Below are 17,559 nucleotides of genomic sequence, written 5' to 3'. Positions count from 1 at the left end.
ATGCAGAACACCGCCGCGCGGTGTGCGAATTCGCTTCTGCCTGTGAGGATTTGTCCTGTTGTCGCGGTCACTGGGCCGCCACCTCAACCGGGCGGCCAACGTGGGCAAGGTCGGTGGCTGAAATGCGAAGCAGGCGCGGTCCAAAGCGTTGGGCGGGTAACATGCCGGCATGTATCCACCGCTCGATAGTGCGGGGCGATACGCGCGCGCACGCAGCGGCTTCAGAAACGGTGAGCTGGTCAGGCATTGCAACAAATCCTCGCGACTCGGTTGCATCCCAGGCCCGTCATCAGCATAACCGACACACACCGACAAACGCGAAATACTAGGACGCTAGACGACATTCGGGAACGACCTGCGCACCACATCGAGAACGCCGGGCGCGGACACGAGGACGTCAATCGTGGTCCCGTCGCCGAAGTCTGCCCCATTAGCGAGCCGGCGCGGCTGATTCGACTCGTGCGACGGGACGGGATGCCACACCTTTTCGTAGCGATGCCCAGCCGCGGTCACGTCGACAACCGACGAGACCGGGATCCCAGTTGAATAGTGAGCAGCTCGCGTGCGGTGTGCAGTCAAATGCTCCGCCACTGTTCGATTCATTTCGTCCAGCCAGGCAAGCACCTGGTCGGCGAATTCGGTGCGCGTCATAGATTCCGGCGCATAATCGCGCAGCTGCGCCACCATGTTCGTCAACCGCTCGGCGCCCGCAGCGGTGTGCAACAGCGCGTCGCTGACGCTGTAAGTCGATTCAGTCACTTCGGCTCTCCCGTACGTAGGATCTCTGGGCTGTGAGCCCCGCTGGGCTGTATTGGTCTCCGGGGCGGGCAATTCCATTGCTGTGGCCCGATTCGTCGCTGTGCGTGCGCCACGGCGCGGAAGGCAAGGGTGCATGCCATGTCGCGGTCGGTGCGCCGGCCGGGGAGGGTGCGTACCAGCGGACCACGCCGCCGCGGGCCGCCGCGTTCACGCCGCCGCCCTGAGGTCAGCGCGCCGACGCTTCCGTTCCGCCGAGATCCGTTCCCGGTATCGGTAATAACTGCGTCGGTTGGCTTTTCGCTGACATGTCCGGCACCGACGCCGCCAACGCCGACCATCACGCAGCGTGTACGCATCGGACATGTCGTGCCCGTGCGTGCAACGTTCGGCGGCGGTCACGACGCCACCGCGATCTCAGCGCCCGCATACCTCGCCAGGCGGTCACGATCCACCCGCTGCAACGCGCCGCGGGCCACTAGTCGCTGCAATCCCTGGCGTGTTTGTTCAAGCTGCGAGGTCGCCGGATTGCTGCCGTGAACCGCCTTGGCGGCCTCCGCAACCGTCAGCCCGTCTCCGCCGGCGGCCTCGACCGCGGCCAGCAGCCGCAGCCGCAGCCGCCCATTCCGCGGCTTCGACGGTGGCCTCGGCGGGCGTGGTTTCCGCTCGGCCTGCATCGCCTCCCGCGCCGTCCTCGGCGCGTCAGGGTCGACGAGGCGGGCGGCCACTACACCGCGCACCTGTTGCTCGGCCCGAGGCGAATCCACCCAATCGCTGCACCGTTGGAATTCTGTACAGCCGAGGCAGATCTCGATGCCAGCGTCGATCCGCTCCCTGCTCGAGCTGACGTCGAGGTCCGCGAGCCACGTCTCGCCGCGGCAAGCGGCGTCCGGCATCCGCGGCACAGCCGCAGCCGCGCCGAGCAGATTGGCAAGCTGGTCGGCGTTCATCCGTTGACCTCCGAGCTGATCTGAGCCCAGCAGCGCGCGTTGCGCGAGCCGTCAGCGTGGACGTAGCGGTCCAGTTCAAAAACGAGCACCGAAGGCCGCCGGCAGATTGGGCAGGACGCCTCGACCGCTTGCCGTGGGCCATGCCCGCAGCGCGGCGCGGAATCTGGCGACGTGGTAGCCGCGGCCGGGCAGCGGGCCGCACAGCTCGCCCGGGCGAGCCCGGCACGAACGGCACGGGCACGGGGCGGTGAGGGCTAGATGGAGTCGGGCGGTCACCGTTGGCTCCGATCGCTGGATTGGTCGAGGCAGGCTCTGCACCGGCCGCGGCTCCACAGGCCTTGAGCGGAAACAACGGCCGGGGCGTGGGCGGGGTTGTGCCCGCACGACAGCGGCTCGGTCAGGGCTGCGGCCCATGCGCCCGTCTTCGAGATGGCCTCGATTCCGGCGCTCGAAGGGACATCGGTCCCCCTATAAGGGGGGACCGTGTCCTGTCCCTTCAGCGGTAGTGCCCAATGTCCCTTCATGTCCCGAATGTCCCTGCTTTGACCTGCGGTTTGTCCCTTTGTCCCTTCGATGTCCCTTCGTTTGCGGTCGTTAGCGGAAGTAACGATGTCCCTTTGCGTGTCCCTTACACTTTCGGCTGACTCTGTAACGTCGTCGGCTTGAAGGTTCGCGCTCATGCGGCCACCTCCCACCGCTTCGGGCGGACACCCGACGCCAGCATCAATCGACCCTCGGCTTGCAGTTGAGCCAGCGCCCGCTGGGTTGCTTTCTTCTGTGCTTCGGTCAGTGGCGTGTCCGGCGGAAGCCCGTGCGCCGACGCTCCGACTGCGCGCATGGTCACCGCGCCGCCGGCCGCCGCGATCTTCTGCGCCGCCTGGTAGTGCCGCTCGGTCACGGGGTCGATGACCGCGGCTGGCGCCTCGGCACGGTCGGCCGTAACCCGCCACTCCGCGACGCCTGTTTCTCGGTCGGGCTGGTCGAGGGTGAAGGTGCCGGCGAACTGGCGGCGCCCCTCGCCCTTGGGGCAGTGGGCGCGTAGCCCGCCTGGGCGGTCCTTGTTCACCCACAGCTCGGCCATGCCGCCCTTGCCGGGCGCGAAGGTCTGTTTGCGAACCAGGTTGATGGACACGCCGCTGACGGCCCGCCGTTTCGCCATTGTGCCGCCGGCACCGTAGGCGCGCGACTCGCTTCCCTTCGCTTGGTGGTCGAGCCAGATGACCGCGGCGCCGCCGCGCTCGAGCGGAGCGGACACCATCTGCATGACGCGCGTGTAGTCGTCTGCGTTGTCGGAATTGGCGCGGAACAGCGGCATCAGCTCGCCCACGCAGTCACCGCCGACCAGTGTTGCCCAGCCGGCGCAGTCGGAGACGACCTGCAGCACTTCGTCCGCGTCGAGGGGCTCGATGTGGCGGAAGCGGTCGCGGTCGGCCAAAACTGCTTTGTCGACGCCGAGCATGATCAGCCGTTGCGCGGTTTCCGCGGCCCCATTGTTGTCGAAGTCGAGGAATAGGACGCGGCCCACGGGCTTGGTCAGTTCTTTTGCGGCTGCAGCCAGTAGGACCATGGTCTTGCCGTCTTCGGGGTCGCCGTACAGCTCGTTGCGCTTGCCGTGGTAGAAGATGGCAATCCCGTCTGTGCGGTGCAGCACAGACGGTTTCGGTGGTTCGGGTAGCCCCCCGGCCAGTAGCGCGCCGAAGTCGGTGTACCGAATCGGCTCGTTACCGTCCTGGGCTTCCGCGTCGTGGATCGGCCCGTGACCGAAGTCGGTGTGGCCGTAGTCGGTCGGCGGCCTGAGTGCTTTCGCCGCCGCGCTCTTGTCCCCACCGTAATGCAGCAGGGTGTACGCGTCGAACTTGTCGTACCCGCGCGGATCGCCTGCAGATGTCTGGTCAAACGGCGTGTTAGACGAGTACACGTAAAGGCTTCCGTCGCGGATTGTGGCCGAGCAGTCCGACGTGTGTGTTGGGTGCAGCCATACCGCGCCGTCGGCGTCGGGGTCGGCGCTGCGGCATGTCCAGCCTTGCGGCCCAAGGACATTCGTCCACGAGTGATCGGCGTTGTACTTGTCGATGACCGATTCGCCGGTGTAGGTGGTGGGTAGGTGCGTGATCGATGCCGCTTCGGTGTTGCGGCGGACTGGCGCGGTGATCATCTCAGCCAACCATGCGGGCATATCGACGATTTCGTGCGGGCACAATGTGTACCGCTCCCCCGTATCGGGGTGAATGGATTGCGCGCCAACGATGTAGCCACCGTGGTCCTTGTATTCGAGGCCGGACGGCAATCCGACCTTGGACAGCTTTCCTCCCGGGTGTTTGAAGATGAGATGCAAACCACCCGAGCCTGTGATCTGTGTCAGTGTCGTCGGCAGGGGGCCGTGTTCAGCCTCGACGTGCGCGAGAGCCTCAAGCCCTCTACCCGGGTGCGGCCGCCTATTGGGGCCGTCAACGTCGAGGACGAGCATGTCCTCGGGCACCCGCACGCCGACGTTGGCGTCGCGGTACTGGCCCCACCAAGCGTCGATCTGTGCGGGATCGGTTGTGGCGTCGAGGACGCCGCGGCCGCCGCGGATAGCTGGCACCTTGCCGTTGAGCGGGAACACCTCCCAGCCGTGTTCCGCCAGGATTACCGCGACATCGCGTGTGGTTGCGCCATCGGGGATTTCGGGGACACGGGGCGCGAGGGAGTCGATCCATGCCATGAAGTCCGGGTTCGCGTTCATGCTGCACCGCCGTCGCGCCCTAGGTTCAGCAGTGCGGCTTCCTGAACGCCCCGAGGACACATATCGAAATAGCGTTCGTCGATCATGGCGCGTTGCACTCTTCGGCGCCAGTCTTCGGACCACTTATCCTGTGCTACAATAGTTTTACTTGGTGATGTTGAGGTGCCCCGGTCTCGGCCGGGGCCTTCTTCTTTTGTGGGCGCCTCCATGGCGCTGCTCCTTCGGGTGGTGCTCGCGGCCCGTCAAATTGGCCTGGTGGCCCCGCGGAGCTGTTTGGGATGAATTACCTTGCGGGCTAGGGCGTTAGGCAGCTCCTGCGTCTAGTACCAATAGCTCGGCGTGCGCTGACAGTTGCGCGTCAACCGCGGCTTCAACCCAGCACCCGATAAGCTCTTCGGTGAACGGGTCTTCCACCCCAGCATCAGTGGCGTGTTCAAGCGCCGCCAGAAGGTATTCCGCGGACTCGCGAAAATGGTCCGAGCACCTCAGGTACGCCTGTGCCGCATCGACATCGCCGGATTCGAATGCGAGCGCGCTGTCGTTGAATGCCTCGAAGCTCTTGTTGCCAGCGATGCCCATATGGCGCCACAGCCAGGAGATGTCGTCATCCTGCTCGGGGTCGCCTGCCATGGTTACGCTGCGCCGCCGAGTGATACGCCCAGGTATAGCGCGAGGACTTCCTCTTTGGGGATGCGAATGTTGCGCGGGCCGACGCGCCGGCCGCCTCTGATGACGCCGCTAGCGAGATATCGCCTGACGGTGCAGGGATGCACGCGGAGGATCTCTGCCGCCTCCGCCACGGTTACCAATTGCTCTGTCATGCTTCAAATTTGAACACATACCGCTTGACGCAATGTCTAGCGTGAGAAGTTGATCAACCGTTTCCGCAGGTCGCCGCGGTCGCTGACAGGCTCCAAGGGGGCAATGTGTCGCCTGGTGTGGCCCGAAAGTTTGGGCACCTTAGAAGCATTGGCGCACGTTGTGCCGTACAAAAAATCAGCGGGTCCGGAGTTCGAAACCAATAAGTGTCGCCTGTTGCTACTTTTCTTGTGTTTCAGCGAGTTTCGACAACGCTTCAGCCACCTCGGCGTCACGCCCGGACACGATCTGCTGATACAGGAGCGAAGCCTTCACGGTCGTGTGACCGAGCCGGCCCATCGTCTCAACCAGATTGCCGACTCGGGCGGTCGTTGTCCCGGCGAAATGTCTCAAATCGTGGATCGTCGGTCGCGGCTTCTTCTGGCCATCGCGGCCGATCTTGGTCAGCGCCGGGATGAAATAGCTGTCACGGAAAGCCTTGTCGTTCAGGTGGCATCCGCCGCGGACGGGCACGAACAATAGCGCCTCGGCGCCGTCGCCTACGTGTTGCTCAAGGTGGGTGGCGATGTCGGGGCGTATATGCGGGGGAACCACTACCGCGCGTCCCTTTCCGCTCTTGGTGGTGTCGACACGGCAGCCCTCACGATGGGTGACCGCCCGGGTCACCGTGATCACGCTGTGGTCGTCGCTGACGTCTTTCCGGCGAAGCTCCGATACCTCGCCCCACCGCACTCCGCACCACGCCGCGATGAGCACCAGGGCGCGGAAGCGGGGCAACGGGATCGCGTCGGCCAGCGCAGCGATCTCAGAGGGCGTGAGGATGACGGGCTGCTTTTTCGTGGCCGGTGTCATCACCTTCGGGATGTTGCACGGGTTGGAGAGCAGCAGCCCGTCGGCAACGGCCGTGGCGCACACGGCGTGCAGCAGCTGGTATGCGTGCGCGCGGGCCGTCGGCTTCTCGTTACTCATGCCCGCGTGCCATGACCGGACGGCATCTGGGGTGAGATTCTTCAGCGGCACCTGCTCCAAGATGGAGCCCTTGATTCGGCTGTCGAGTAGCGCTTCGTAGCCGATTTTGGTTCGCGGTTTCAGTGAGCGTTGCTCGATCCAGGTGGCGGCGTAGTCGGCGACGGTGATGGATCCGGCGAGTTTCTCGGCTTCGCGTTGGGCCGGCGGTGTCCAGATGCCGAATTCGATGAGCCGGCGTTCGTTGGCGAGCCAGTGCTCGGCGTCCATCTTGGCGCTGAATGTCTTGGGCGCGTGGTGGCGCAGTATGTCGGGGCCTTTGTAGGAGGCGTGCCAGGTGGTGCGGCCTGATTTTCGGATCCAGCCCCACGACCGCCGCCCTTTTGTGCCCGCCATGGTTGCCCCGCTCTGTTATCTGTCTGTTGTTAGCGTGCTGATTTGCGCCTACTTGCGCGCACCTATGCTTCCACCGTATTCTCGCTATATCAGCAGCTTAGATGGCATCTTGCCAGCTAGTTGCTGATGCGAGCAACCAGGGATACGGCATTTTCGAATCCTGCCGGGGGCACCGGTGTTACCGCAGGTCAGATGGTACTTTTGCGCTTAATCCGACGACTTGTCCGACTCATCGGAGTCCTCTGGCCCGTCGGAGTCCTCTGACTTCTCCGCCTTTTCGGACTCGTCGGACTCGTCGGACTCCTCGGCCTTGGCAGACTCCTCGCCCTCGCCGGACTCCTTGGCCTTATCGGAATACGTCGCCTCGTCGAGCTTGTCCGCATACTTCGTCAGCAGCCCCGCCAGGTCGCGCGCCTCCTCGGCGGCCAACGAATCCTCGAAAAGGCGCTCGTCGCTGTCCGAGATGCGCTCGACGTAGACCGCGGCGGCCTTGATTCCGACGTCCCATCGGCCCCCCTCGTGACGAACCATGTGCTGCCGCCTTTCGACCGGTGACTCGCTCTCGAACTTCTGCGCCGCGCGCTAGTGCGTTGTTTACCCACTTCTGCTGTAGGCCAGACGGTCACATTCGCTCGAACGACGCGTCGCACGCCCGTCTTCTGAAAACACCGCCACACAGGTCACAGGCGACATTAAGCTGCTGGCCGTGGGCGTGAGAGTGTTCGCCAAGGGCGCTGGCCGATGGCTGGCGGTCGCGGCGTCGCTCGTCGTCTCGGCCGCCATGATCCACGCCCAGGGCACCAAGCCGCGGTGTTGCGCCGAGACGCCGGCGGCGGCCCCCACCAGCGCCACCGCGGCGGCGGCCCCGCCACCCAGCCCACCGCACACCGCCAGTCCCGCGGAGGTGGAGGCGCTCACCGCCCTGGCACCACCCGCCCCCTCCGCCGGCCAGCAGTTCCAGCTCGCGTTGCCCCGCGGCGTCGCGTCCGAGGATCGGCTACAGGTCAAGACCATCTGGGCGGCCCGCGCGATCGGAGTGCTCTTTCCGCAGATCAAGACGATCTACGGGTATCGGGAGGACCCGCTGCCGTGGCATCCCAAGGGGTTGGCGATCGACGTGATGATCCCGAACTTCCACACCCCCGAGGGCATCGACCTCGGCAACCAGATCGCCGGGTATGCGCTGGCGAACGCCAAGCGCTGGGGCATCAATCACGTGATCTGGCGCCAGAAGATCTACCCGGGCGTCGGCGGGGGCAACTGGACGGCCGACCTGGGCTCGGAGACCGCCAACCATTACGACCACGTCCACATCGCCACCGACGGTGGCGGCTATCCGACCGGTCACGAGGTGTATTACATCGCCTCCATGACCAGCGCGCCGGATTGATCGGCGTCGCCTTCGTCAGGCCGTCCCGGCGGCAAACGCCGCCACCGGCATTTCGACCGTTCCGCGGCACGGGCCGCCGTTGATGTCGGTGTGCCAGACACCGCGCAACGATCCGTCCGCCTGCGGCGTGTAGAAGGCCCACGACCGCGCGGGCGCCCACACCTTCGGCGCGCCCTCGCCCATATAGCAATCCCACTGAAAGTCGAAGCGCTCCACCCATTTCGCCCCGTCCCAGGTGTAGCGCGACGGCTGGGGCAGGGTCGGATTCTTGGGCGTGGGCCCGTCGGTGGCGGTGGCCACACACCGGCCCGACGAGCATGCGGTGGTGAAGACGTAGTCGGCGCTGAACGTGGCTTCGGCCTGCGTCGCGGCGACGCTGGTGCCGGTTTTGCCGGCCGCATACCGCACCAGTGAGTATTTGCCGTTCCACGACGGCGACACCGCATGGGCGCAGACGGCGGGGGCGCCGGCGACCGAGGCAGTCACGGCTGCGAGGACCGCAACTACCCGAAGCCTCGGTCGCATCGGTCAATGGTGAGCGTCCGATGACGCGGTGTGATCTCGGCGAGGACACGATCACGGTTTTCAGCGCAACAGGAACAGTCCGTAGGCGGCGATCGACTGCGCGTCGGCGATGACGCCCTCGCGGATCATCCGCTCCACCTCGTCGCGGGCGAACCACGCGCTGCGCATGTCCTGTTCCTCGTGTTCGCGGTCGGCTTCGCCCTCGATGATGCCCGTGGCCAGAAACACCCAGCCGCGCTGACTGGTCATCCCCGGGGCCGCGTCGAGCTCGCCGAGCGCCTCGAACGTCGTTGCGCGCAATCCGGTTTCCTCGCGCAGCTCACGCGAGGCCAACTCGGCCGGGTCGGCGTCGGCCAGGTCCGGGGCGGTGCCTTGGGGAAACTCCCAACGCCGCTCCCCGATGGGGTAGCGAAACTGCTCGACCAACCGGAAGCGTCGCCCGTCATAGGGCATCACGAGCGCGTAGCCCGGCTTGTCGACGACGCCGTAGAGGCCGGTGCTGCCGTCCGGGCGGCGGATGTCATCCTCGCGCAGCACCATCCACGGATTCCGGTAGATCTCGCGGCTCGCGAGGCATTCGATGAACGTCACGCCGCCAGTATTGCCGTGCACACCGCACCCGAAGCGGTGGCCATGGCGAGGGAGTAGCGTCCGAATCCATGCCGTCCCCGCAAGCCATCACCGAGACCGTCAATCGCTACCTCGCGCTCGTCGCCACGGGCACCGCCGACGACATCGTGACCCTCTACGCCGCCGATGCCACCATCGAGGATCCGATCGGCGCCGACATTCGCCGCGGGCATGACGCCATCCGCGCGTTCTATGCGGGATTCCAAGACGCCAAGAAGGACACCGAACTCGCCGAATTGCGGGTCTCCGGCAGCGAAGCCGCCTTCTTCTGGCACCTCACGCTCGACGCCGGTGACAGCCGCACCCGAATCTCCCCCATCTCGACGATGTCGTTCGACGCGGACGCCAAAATCACGTCGATGCGCGCCTTCTGGTCACCGGCTGACGTCCAGGTGTTGTAGCCCGGTCGCCAATCCCGTTGGCATATGGCTTAACTCGGATTCGCACCCACGATCGCAGTGCCTTTGGCCGCGGCCCACCGCCCGCCCGCCCGCCCAATCAATTCGCGCTTGAGCACATGTCGCACTGGCGTCAACCGGCACGGTGCCCGATAGTCATAGCAACACGTGAGCGCCAATGTCATCAGAGGTGGGGTTTATGGGTGGCATCATCGTCAGCGGCGACGACGTGCTCGCGACCACGATCGCCACGGAACTGAACCGCGCGGGCGCCACAGTCGTCAAGCTGCCGAGCGAGGACCTCACCGGCGCGGACCTCACCCAAGCAAGCGCCATCGTCTGCGCCGGGCGTGACGACGCCAAGAATCTCGAAAACGCTTTATTGGCAAGGAAAACGAATCCGAATCTGCGCGTGGTCGCCCGGTTGGGCAACGACGTGCTGCGGGGAGCGGTGGCCGCCGACAACGGCCCCGGGGCCATCCTCGATGTCGCCGACCTCGCGGCGCCGTCGGTCGTCGAGGCGTGCCTGGCGAGCAACACCCACCCGGTCGAGGCGGCCGGCATCAACTTCGTCGTGTCGGGCGCCGAGGCGCCACGCGACGCGACCCTTCGAGAGATCTACGGCGACCTGGCACCGGTGGCCGTGATCCACGGCCAGGACGCCGCCACCCCCGGCGAGGTGGTGCCCTGTCCGGGCCGCGACCATCGGGTGCGCGCCGGTGATTGGACCGCCATGATCGGCAGCGCCGACGAACTGGCCGCCCGCGGCATCAAGACGCCCCGGCCGACCGCGACGCGCTCGCGCCGCTCGTGGGTGCGGCGGGCCTCGGACGCCGCACGCGCAATGCGCGACGACGTCAACCCCCTGCTCTTCCCCGCCATGCTGCTCGCGCTCACCCTGCTGCTCGCGTCGACGATCGTCGTGCACTTCTCCTACACGAAGCCGCGCCTGTCCTGGCTTGACGCAATGTATTTCACCGCGGAGACCATCACCACTGTGGGATACGGCGAATTCACCTTCGCCCAACAATCCGCGTGGCTACGCATCTTCGCCGTCGGCCTGATGTTCGCCGGCGTGACCACCACCGCGCTGCTCGTCGCCTTCGTGGCGGACTTGCTGTTGTCGCGCCGCGTCCTGCAATCGGCCGGCGTCCGGCGGGCGCGCCACCTGCGCGACCACATCATCGTGGTGGGGCTGGGGTCCTTCGGCAGCCGCGTCGTCGGCGATCTGACCGCGGCCGGATACGACGTCGCGGTGATCGAACGCGACGAGAACAACCGGTTCCTGTCGACCGCGGCCGAACTCGACGTGCCGGTGATCTTCGGGGACGCCACGCTGCGCCAGACGCTGGAGTCGGCCCGCGTCGACCGCGCCCGCGCCGTGGCCGTGCTGACTCAGGACGACATGGTCAACATCGAGATCGGCATCGTGCTGCGCGAGATGCTGGGTCCCCGGGTGATGCCCGAGGTCAACCGGCCCGACGTGCCGATCGTGCTGCGCATCTACGACCGCACGCTGGGCGACGCGGTGGCCAAGCGGTTCGGGTTCGAGAACGTCCGGTCGACGGTCGACCTGGCCGCCCCGTGGTTCATCGGTGCCGCGATGGGTTTGCAGGTGCTGGGCACGTTCTCGGTCGGGCAGCGATCCTTCATGGTCGGCGCCATGCACGTGGCGGCCGGCAGCGAACTCGACGGGCTGCGGATGTTCGAAATGTCCACCCAGACCCGGGTCATCGCCATCACCCGTCGGGACGCCCCGGTCGAGCTACACCCGCGCCGCGACGCCTGGCTTCGCGGCGGCGACACCGTCTACCTGGTCGGGCCGTACCGGGAGCTGCTGGAGACGCTGCGCAAGGGGCAGCCACCGCAGGAGCCTGCCGTCGACGACGAGCGCCCGGCGGACAAAGCGGCGACCTGACGCCCGCACATCCAGGTCAGGAGGCGGACCAGTCCACCGGGGTGTCGGGTTCGCCCGCGCGGGCGCGGTGCCGGGCACACCAGCCGGCCAATTCCTGGCGGGCCGCGATTGTCACCGGATGCTCGTCGCCGAGGACGCGGGATTCCTCCTCGACCAGCGCCTCCCATGCGGTGACCCCGTCCGTCACGCCGGCCCGGTTCGGGGCCCACAGCGTGAACATGTGCCGCGCCATGAGCAGATGAACGTGGTCGCTGCCCAGCTTGTCGCGCAGCTCGCCGATCAGCCACTCGAGTTCGGTGATCGCCGCGGGGATGTCACCGGCCCGCCCTCGCCAGATCGCCAGCATCAACCGCGTCCCGAGGGTGTCGGCGTGGTCGTCGCCGAGCACCCGCCGCCGCGCGGCGAGCACATGTTGGCCCTCGGTCATAGCTCCGGCGAAATCACCGGTCTCCCAACGCTTCTCGGCGACCCTCTCGCGGGCCATCAGCGTGCTCTCGTGGTCGGGCCCCAGAATCCGCTGTTCGTCGGCGACGAGCTGCGACCATTCGGACAGCGACGACACCGGCGCTTGTTGGCGACCGGCCAGCAGGTGGCGCGCGGTCAAGGTGCTCAGGTGATCGCGACCGAGCACCTCGACGAGATCGGGTATCAACTCCTTTAGGTCGGCGTAGACGGCGGCGTCCTCGCCCGCCCGCAGCTGCACGGTGGCCAGCGCCACCTTGAGCTCGAGGACGTTGGGATCGCGCTCCCCCAGCGTTGCCCGGCACAGGGTCACCAGCTCGTTCGCCTGCAGCGCGGCCCCGGCGAAATCGCCGTTGTTCGCGCACTGCGCCATCAGCCCGGTCATTTCGGCCAGCGGGGCGGGCAACTCCTGCTGCGTCATGTCGCTAATGAAAACCCCGCGGCGCCGATGCGGCAATTCACCCTGTGCCGCCGCTCGGCCCGAGCTGGACTACAGCCGCCCGGCGACCTCCGCGGCGCGGCGCAGCTGATCGACATCCGAGCTCGTCGGGATGAGCTGAACCTCGTCGGTGCCGATCTCCTCGAACCGGCGCAGCACGTCCAGCAGCTCGTCTTCGCTGCCGGCCCACCCGGTCATCGGCGCCATGGCGTCGACGTATTCGGCCGGTATCCAGTTCATGTAGCGACGTAGATGGCGGTGCACCTGGGCGCGGGACTCCTCGGGGGACCCGAAAGCGAACCAAAACGAGGTGATGAGGTGGGGTTTGGGCTTGCCGGCCCGCGCCCAGGCGTCTCGCGTGACGTCGAACAGCTCGTTCTGCTTGGCGACGTCGAGGTCCAGGGTGGTGCCCGCCAGCCCGTCGGCCCACGCCGCGGCGCTGCGGATGGTCTTCGGACCGATACTGCCGACGAACAGCGGTGGACCGCCGGGCTGCACCGGCGCCGGACCGACGGGCCGCACCGAGTCGGTGGTCTTCTCCCCCGCCCAGACGCGCTTCATCACCGCCACCCGTTCGGCCATGCCGCGCATGGTCTGTGTGGCGGGGTCGGCGCCGACGGCGTGGTAATCCTCGTGCCGGCCGCCCACCCCGATGCCGACGGTCAACCGGCCGCCGCTGAGCATGTCGCCGGTCGCCAGACCCTTGGCGAGCATGACCGGGTCGTGCAGTTGCGGCACGATCACCGTCGTCAGCAGCCGCACCCGATCGGTCCAGGCGGCCAGCGCGCCCAGCAGCGTCAGGTTGTCCGGATTGTCGAACGCGATGCGCTCACCCCAGCACAGTGACGAGAACGGCCCCTCGTCAATGGTGCGCGCCCAGGTCTCGAGCACCGTCGCATCCAGATCCGGTTCCATCACCGGCATCGTCATCGCTATCTGCACGACGGCGATTCTGGCATGTTTAACATGCGACCCATCAGTGGAACCATGGACCGAATGGACTTCACCAGCACTTCCATCGCGCATGTCCGACTGACCGTGACCGATATCGAGCGATCCCGGCAGTTCTACGAGAGCGTGTTCGGCTGGCCGGTGTTGCTGGAGGTCCCCGACAACGCCGACGAAGCCACCCGCAATCAGTTGAGCTTTTTGTTCGGCGGTGTCATCTACGACCTCGGCGGCACGCTGCTCGGCCTGCGGCCCGTCGCCGCGGGCCGCTTCGACGAGAATCGCGTCGGGCTGGACCACATCGCGTTCCGGCTCACCACTAGGGACGAATTGGATTCGGCGGCAGCGCATCTCGATGACCTTGGCGTCACTCACGAGCCGATCAAGGACATCGGGCCGTCTTACATACTGGAGTTCCGCGACCCCGACAACATCGCCCTGGAGCTGACCGCGCCGAAGTAGCGCGTTGTCGCGCGGGGCGTGCGGTGGTTGACTGGACAGAACTATGAGCATCAGTTTCAACCACACCATCGTCGCGTCGCGCGACAAACGAGAATCCGCCGAGTTTCTCACCGAGCTGTTCGGGCTGCCCAGCCCAAAGCCGTTCGGCCACTTCATGGTTGTCGAACTAGAGCACGGTGCCACCCTGGACTACGCGGATGCCCCCGACGGCGCGGACATCCCGCGTCAGCACTACGCCTTCTTGGTGTCCGAGCAGGAGTTCGACACGATCTACGACAAGATCCGGGCTCGTGGCATGCAGCACTGGGCCGATCCGGGCGCCACGCGTCCCGGCGAGATCAACCACAATGACGGCGGACGCGGGGTGTATTTCACCGACCCCTCCGGTCATGCCATGGAGATCCTCACCCGCCCCTACGGGTCGGGCGGCTGAGCCGTTGTGCACGTTGCCTAGTCGCCGGTGCGCGCCGAGCCGTGCCGCTGGCTCTCCTGTTTCCGATAGTCGTCGGCCAGTTGCGCCACATGCTTGGGCAGGCCGCCGGTCGCGACGTCGGCCAGGGTGGTTTGTTCCAGCACGGACCGCATGCTGGCGCGCAGCGCCCGCCAGACGTCGGTGAGCGCGGCGGTCGGTCCCGAATACGGCAGGTCCCCGAGTCCGATGTCGCGGACGCTGGCCAGTGGCCCATCGATGCAGCGCAGGACGTCGGCGATGCTGATGTCGCTGCCGGAGCGGGCCAATTCGTAGCCGCCCTCACGGCCACGATGGCTGCGCACGAGCCGGTCGGTGCGCAGGTTGGTCAGGATGTCGACGAGAAATTGCGGCGGGATGCCCTGGGCCTGGGCCAAGTCGTCGGTCTTCACCAGCGTCCCGTCGGACACCGTGGCGAGCTGGATCATCGCCCGCACGGCGTACTCCGCCTTCGCTGACATGCGCACTCTCAGGATTGTGCCATCCGGTGCGGGCATTTCGGCGCAGCCGGGCGGCACCGGCGTGCTACCCGCGCGATTCGAGCAGGTCGAGGACCCGCTGCGCCTGCTCCTCGATGGTGCCGTCCGGGGTGAGCCGCAGATCGGGATTCGCCGGCGGCTGATACGGACTGTCGATCCCGGTGAACTGGGTGATCTCACCGGCGCGCGCCTTCGCGTACAGCCCCTTGGGGTCACGCTTTTCGCATTCGTCGATGGGGGTGTCGCAGAAGACCTCGATGAACTCGAACCCGGCGTCGGCGTGCACCTTGCGGGCCAATTCGCGTTGTTCGGCCAGCGGGCTGATCGCCGGCACCAGCACGACGTTGCCGCAGTCGGCGAGCAGCGCCGCCACATGCGCGAGCCGGCGCAGGTTCTCGGCGCGGTCGGCCATGGAAAAGCCCAGGTCGGCGTTCAAACCGTGCCGCAGGTTGTCCCCATCGAGAACGTAAGCCAGAGACCCCTTTTCGAGCAGCTTTTGCTCGACCAGCATGGCCACCGACGACTTGCCGGAGCCGGACAGACCGGTGAACCACACCGTCTTGCCGCGGGGCCGAGCCTGCGCGATCGCCGAGGGCTTGTGCCGCACCGTGTTTGGGCTCGCCGCCTGCGCCGACGCGTCGCGCAACACCATGCCGGCGGCCACGGTACCGTTGGTGTGCGGGTCGATGAGGATGAACGACCCGGTGCTCGGGTTCCGGGTGTACTCGTCGAGGAGCAGCGGAACCTGGGTGCGCAGCGAAATGCGGCCAAGCTCGTTGAGCTTCAACGCCGTCGCGGACTTGTCGCGGTGCAGCGTGTTGACGTCGAGGCGGTAGTCGAGCGCGGTCACCTTGGCGTGCGTGGTGCGGGTGGTGTGCTTGATGACGTAATCGCGGCCGGGCTCGAGCGCCGCGCCGTCGGCCATCCAGCACACCGTCGCGTCGAACTCCTGCGCGACCCGGGGCTGGTTGTGGGTGCGGGCGATCAGATCTCCCCGCGAGATGTCGATCTCGTCGGCGAGGGTGACGGACACGGCCATCGGCGGGAACGCTTCTTCCACCGGACCATTCGGGCCCTCGATCGCGGTGATGCGGGTGTGCTTGCCGACGGGCAGCACCACGACCTCGTCCCCGGCGCGCATGACGCCGCTGGCGACGGTGCCGGCGTAGCTGCGGTGGTCTTGATGTTCGCGGGTGTGCGGCCGGATGACGTACTGCACCGGGAACCGCACGTCGACCATGTTGCGATCACCGGCGATGTACACCTCTTCGAGGTGCGACAACAAGGCCGGCCCTTCATACCACGGCGTCTGGTCCGACTTCGTCACCACGTTGTCGCCGTGCAGCGCGGAGATCGGGATGGTGGCCACGTCGTGCACGTCCAACCGAGCGGCGAAGGCGTGGAACTCGTCGCGGATCGCCTCGAATTTCTCTTTGTCCCAACCGATCAGGTCCATCTTGTTGACCGCGAGCACGATGTGCTGGATGCCCAGCAGGGACGCCAGGAAGGCGTGGCGGCGTGACTGCTCCAAGAGGCCGTGCCGCGCGTCGACGAGCACGATCACGAGCTGGGCGGTCGACGCCCCGGTCACCATGTTGCGGGTGTACTGGATGTGGCCGGGGGTGTCGGCGATGATGAATTTGCGCTTGGGAGTGGCGAAGTAGCGGTAGGCGACGTCGATCGTGATGCCCTGCTCGCGTTCGGCCCGCAAGCCGTCGGTCACCAGCGCCAGGTCGGTGTAGTCGTGGCCGCGGTCCTTGGACGTCTGCTCCACCGCGGCCCACTGGTCCTCCATGACGGCCTTGGAGTCATACAGTAGGCGGCCGATCAGGGTGGACTTGCCGTCGTCGACGGAACCCGCCGTTGCGAGCCTCAGCAAGGTGGCCATCAGAAGTATCCCTGTCGTTTGCGGTCTTCCATGCCGGCCTCCGAGATCCGGTCGTCGGCCCTGGTCGCCCCGCGTTCGGTGAGCCGGGACACCGCGGTCTCGGCGATGACCTCGTCGACGGTGGCAGCTTGCGATTCCACGCATCCGGTGCACGTGACATCCCCGACGGTGCGGAATCGCACCGTCGCCTCGAACACCGGCTCGTCGGCGTTGGGCTGCATGTTCTTATCGACCGCCAACAACATGCCGTCACGGCGAAAGACCTTGCGCCGGTGCGCGTAATAGATCGACGGAAGGGCGATGTTCTCGGCGCCGATGTAGGACCAGATGTCGAACTCGGTCCAGTTGGACAGCGGGAAGACCCGGATGTGCTCACCCTTGTGATGCCGGCCGTTGTACAGGTTCCACAGCTCGGGCCGCTGCGCCTTCGGATCCCATTGACCGAACTCGTCGCGGAAGCTGAACACACGCTCCTTGGCGCGGGCCTTCTCCTCGTCGCGGCGCGCCCCGCCGAACGCCGCGTCGAACTTGTTCTCCCGGATGGCGCGAAGCAGGGTCACGGTCTGGATGGGGTTGCGCCCCTGGCGTGGCTCGACCACCCGTCCGGCGTCGATGTCTTCCTGGACCGAGGCGACGACCAAGCGCACTCCGTGCTCGTTGACCAGCTCGTCGCGGGTCGCGATCACCTCGTCGAAGTTGTGTCCGGTGTCGACGTGCATCACCGGGAACGGCAATCGGCCCGGACGGAACGCCCGCAGCGCCAGATGCAGCATGACGATGGAGTCCTTGCCGCCCGAGAACAGCAGCACCGGCCGCTCGAACTCGGCGGCCACCTCCCGAATGATGTGGATCGCCTCTGCCTCCAGCGAGCGCAGGTGGCTCAATTCGTACTGTCCGACGGCGGGGGCCGTCTTCAGATCACTGGTCATAGCTTCCTTC

General features: G+C 66.6%; 20 protein-coding genes. 5 read left to right on the top strand and 15 right to left on the bottom strand.

What is annotated here, in order from left to right:
* Nucleotides 1-67 precede the first annotated feature (67 nt).
* The 8 genes from P6281_RS06620 to P6281_RS06585 form a co-directional block, all read right to left on the bottom strand.
* Complete coding sequence (locus P6281_RS06620) at nt 68-247, bottom strand: helix-turn-helix domain-containing protein (protein WP_324738668.1); 180 nt, start codon at nt 245-247, stop codon at nt 68-70.
* An 86-nt stretch (nt 248-333) separates the two neighbouring features.
* Nucleotides 334-687, bottom strand: coding sequence for a hypothetical protein (locus tag P6281_RS06615; RefSeq protein ID WP_324738667.1), 354 nt, complete (start codon nt 685-687; stop codon nt 334-336).
* A gap of 467 nt (nt 688-1,154) precedes the next feature.
* A complete protein-coding gene (locus P6281_RS06610; RefSeq protein ID WP_324738666.1) occupies nt 1,155-1,706 on the bottom strand; it encodes a hypothetical protein in 552 nt (183 codons plus the stop codon).
* Nucleotides 1,707-2,382: 676 nt separating this feature from the next.
* The gene (locus tag P6281_RS06605; protein WP_324738665.1) at nt 2,383-4,431 is read right to left on the bottom strand and encodes a bifunctional DNA primase/polymerase; all 2,049 of its coding nucleotides are present in this window, start codon (nt 4,429-4,431) and stop codon (nt 2,383-2,385) included.
* A gap of 303 nt (nt 4,432-4,734) precedes the next feature.
* A complete protein-coding gene (locus P6281_RS06600) occupies nt 4,735-5,061 on the bottom strand; it encodes a hypothetical protein (RefSeq protein ID WP_324738664.1) in 327 nt (108 codons plus the stop codon).
* Nucleotides 5,062-5,063: 2 nt separating this feature from the next.
* Nucleotides 5,064-5,252 (bottom strand): helix-turn-helix domain-containing protein, encoded by a 189-nt coding sequence (locus tag P6281_RS06595; protein WP_324738663.1) that lies wholly within the window; start codon nt 5,250-5,252, stop codon nt 5,064-5,066.
* 217 nt (nt 5,253-5,469) lie between these two features.
* Complete coding sequence (locus tag P6281_RS06590) at nt 5,470-6,612, bottom strand: tyrosine-type recombinase/integrase (protein WP_324738662.1); 1,143 nt, start codon at nt 6,610-6,612, stop codon at nt 5,470-5,472.
* A gap of 207 nt (nt 6,613-6,819) precedes the next feature.
* Nucleotides 6,820-7,143 carry a hypothetical protein gene (locus P6281_RS06585; RefSeq protein ID WP_008254773.1) on the bottom strand — a complete coding sequence of 108 codons (324 nt, stop codon included), beginning with the start codon at nt 7,141-7,143 and terminating at the stop codon, nt 6,820-6,822.
* Between the two features lie 175 nt (nt 7,144-7,318).
* Here P6281_RS06585 and P6281_RS06580 point away from each other — a divergent pair, with 175 nt between their 5' ends.
* Nucleotides 7,319-8,002, top strand: a complete 684-nt coding sequence (locus P6281_RS06580; RefSeq protein WP_026071516.1) for a hypothetical protein — start codon at nt 7,319-7,321, stop codon at nt 8,000-8,002.
* A 15-nt stretch (nt 8,003-8,017) separates the two neighbouring features.
* On the opposite strand, the gene P6281_RS06575 is transcribed toward P6281_RS06580, so the two are convergent.
* Both P6281_RS06575 and P6281_RS06570 read right to left on the bottom strand, forming a co-directional pair.
* Nucleotides 8,018-8,488: a hypothetical protein gene (locus P6281_RS06575; RefSeq protein WP_008254770.1), complete on the bottom strand. Its 471-nt coding sequence runs from the start codon at nt 8,486-8,488 to the stop codon at nt 8,018-8,020.
* Between the two features lie 99 nt (nt 8,489-8,587).
* Nucleotides 8,588-9,118 carry an NUDIX domain-containing protein gene (locus P6281_RS06570; protein WP_008254768.1) on the bottom strand — a complete coding sequence of 177 codons (531 nt, stop codon included), beginning with the start codon at nt 9,116-9,118 and terminating at the stop codon, nt 8,588-8,590.
* Between the two features lie 68 nt (nt 9,119-9,186).
* Between P6281_RS06570 and P6281_RS06565 the strand changes: the two genes are divergently transcribed.
* Nucleotides 9,187-9,558 carry a nuclear transport factor 2 family protein gene (locus P6281_RS06565; RefSeq protein WP_008254766.1) on the top strand — a complete coding sequence of 124 codons (372 nt, stop codon included), beginning with the start codon at nt 9,187-9,189 and terminating at the stop codon, nt 9,556-9,558.
* 196 nt (nt 9,559-9,754) lie between these two features.
* Nucleotides 9,755-11,473 carry a potassium channel family protein gene (locus P6281_RS06560; protein ID WP_008254764.1) on the top strand — a complete coding sequence of 573 codons (1,719 nt, stop codon included), beginning with the start codon at nt 9,755-9,757 and terminating at the stop codon, nt 11,471-11,473.
* Between the two features lie 16 nt (nt 11,474-11,489).
* Here the strand turns inward: P6281_RS06560 and P6281_RS06555 are convergent, their stop codons facing one another.
* Together P6281_RS06555 and P6281_RS06550 are read right to left on the bottom strand one after the other, a co-directional pair.
* Nucleotides 11,490-12,356 carry a tetratricopeptide repeat protein gene (locus P6281_RS06555; protein WP_008254762.1) on the bottom strand — a complete coding sequence of 289 codons (867 nt, stop codon included), beginning with the start codon at nt 12,354-12,356 and terminating at the stop codon, nt 11,490-11,492.
* Between the two features lie 69 nt (nt 12,357-12,425).
* Nucleotides 12,426-13,304 (bottom strand): LLM class flavin-dependent oxidoreductase, encoded by an 879-nt coding sequence (locus tag P6281_RS06550; protein WP_008254760.1) that lies wholly within the window; start codon nt 13,302-13,304, stop codon nt 12,426-12,428.
* 66 nt (nt 13,305-13,370) lie between these two features.
* On the opposite strand from P6281_RS06550, the gene P6281_RS06545 reads away from it, so the two are divergent.
* Together P6281_RS06545 and P6281_RS06540 are read left to right on the top strand one after the other, a co-directional pair.
* A complete protein-coding gene (locus P6281_RS06545; protein WP_008254757.1) occupies nt 13,371-13,784 on the top strand; it encodes a VOC family protein in 414 nt (137 codons plus the stop codon).
* A gap of 43 nt (nt 13,785-13,827) precedes the next feature.
* A complete protein-coding gene (locus tag P6281_RS06540) occupies nt 13,828-14,217 on the top strand; it encodes a VOC family protein (protein ID WP_008254755.1) in 390 nt (129 codons plus the stop codon).
* Nucleotides 14,218-14,234: 17 nt separating this feature from the next.
* Here P6281_RS06540 and P6281_RS06535 read toward each other — a convergent pair whose 3' ends face one another.
* From P6281_RS06535 to cysD, 3 genes are read right to left on the bottom strand one after another with little or no spacing between them, the layout of a single operon-like run.
* Nucleotides 14,235-14,720, bottom strand: a complete 486-nt coding sequence (locus tag P6281_RS06535) for an Rrf2 family transcriptional regulator (protein WP_008254753.1) — start codon at nt 14,718-14,720, stop codon at nt 14,235-14,237.
* Nucleotides 14,721-14,778: 58 nt separating this feature from the next.
* Nucleotides 14,779-16,620, bottom strand: coding sequence for an adenylyl-sulfate kinase (cysC, locus tag P6281_RS06530; protein WP_008254752.1), 1,842 nt, complete (start codon nt 16,618-16,620; stop codon nt 14,779-14,781).
* Nucleotides 16,620-17,549: a sulfate adenylyltransferase subunit CysD gene (gene cysD / locus P6281_RS06525; protein ID WP_009955272.1), complete on the bottom strand. Its 930-nt coding sequence runs from the start codon at nt 17,547-17,549 to the stop codon at nt 16,620-16,622. Before cysD ends, cysC begins: the two co-directional genes overlap by 1 nt.
* Nucleotides 17,550-17,559 lie beyond the last annotated feature (10 nt).

The sequence above is a fragment of the Mycobacterium sp. 5-140-3-2 genome (assembly GCF_035666375.1).
Lineage (GTDB): Bacteria > Actinomycetota > Actinomycetes > Mycobacteriales > Mycobacteriaceae > Mycobacterium > Mycobacterium intracellulare.
This window is presented reverse-complemented; position numbering and strand designations above follow the sequence as displayed.

Excerpts from the sequence above, each read along its gene's own strand:
- P6281_RS06620 (WP_324738668.1), bottom strand. The coding sequence starts at position 247 with ATGCCTGACCAGCTCACCGTTTCTGAAGCCGCTGCGTGCGCGCGCGTA.
- P6281_RS06615 (WP_324738667.1), bottom strand. The coding sequence starts at position 687 with ATGGTGGCGCAGCTGCGCGATTATGCGCCGGAATCTATGACGCGCACC.
- P6281_RS06610 (WP_324738666.1), bottom strand. The coding sequence starts at position 1,706 with ATGAACGCCGACCAGCTTGCCAATCTGCTCGGCGCGGCTGCGGCTGTG.
- P6281_RS06605 (WP_324738665.1), bottom strand. The coding sequence starts at position 4,431 with ATGAACGCGAACCCGGACTTCATGGCATGGATCGACTCCCTCGCGCCC.
- P6281_RS06600 (WP_324738664.1), bottom strand. The coding sequence starts at position 5,061 with ATGGCAGGCGACCCCGAGCAGGATGACGACATCTCCTGGCTGTGGCGC.
- P6281_RS06595 (WP_324738663.1), bottom strand. The coding sequence starts at position 5,252 with ATGACAGAGCAATTGGTAACCGTGGCGGAGGCGGCAGAGATCCTCCGC.
- P6281_RS06590 (WP_324738662.1), bottom strand. The coding sequence starts at position 6,612 with ATGGCGGGCACAAAAGGGCGGCGGTCGTGGGGCTGGATCCGAAAATCA.
- P6281_RS06585 (WP_008254773.1), bottom strand. The coding sequence starts at position 7,143 with ATGGTTCGTCACGAGGGGGGCCGATGGGACGTCGGAATCAAGGCCGCC.
- P6281_RS06565 (WP_008254766.1), top strand. The coding sequence starts at position 9,187 with ATGCCGTCCCCGCAAGCCATCACCGAGACCGTCAATCGCTACCTCGCG.
- P6281_RS06560 (WP_008254764.1), top strand. The coding sequence starts at position 9,755 with ATGGGTGGCATCATCGTCAGCGGCGACGACGTGCTCGCGACCACGATC.
- P6281_RS06555 (WP_008254762.1), bottom strand. The coding sequence starts at position 12,356 with ATGACGCAGCAGGAGTTGCCCGCCCCGCTGGCCGAAATGACCGGGCTG.
- P6281_RS06550 (WP_008254760.1), bottom strand. The coding sequence starts at position 13,304 with ATGACGATGCCGGTGATGGAACCGGATCTGGATGCGACGGTGCTCGAG.
- P6281_RS06545 (WP_008254757.1), top strand. The coding sequence starts at position 13,371 with ATGGACTTCACCAGCACTTCCATCGCGCATGTCCGACTGACCGTGACC.
- P6281_RS06540 (WP_008254755.1), top strand. The coding sequence starts at position 13,828 with ATGAGCATCAGTTTCAACCACACCATCGTCGCGTCGCGCGACAAACGA.
- cysC (WP_008254752.1), bottom strand. The coding sequence starts at position 16,620 with ATGGCCACCTTGCTGAGGCTCGCAACGGCGGGTTCCGTCGACGACGGC.
- cysD (WP_009955272.1), bottom strand. The coding sequence starts at position 17,549 with ATGACCAGTGATCTGAAGACGGCCCCCGCCGTCGGACAGTACGAATTG.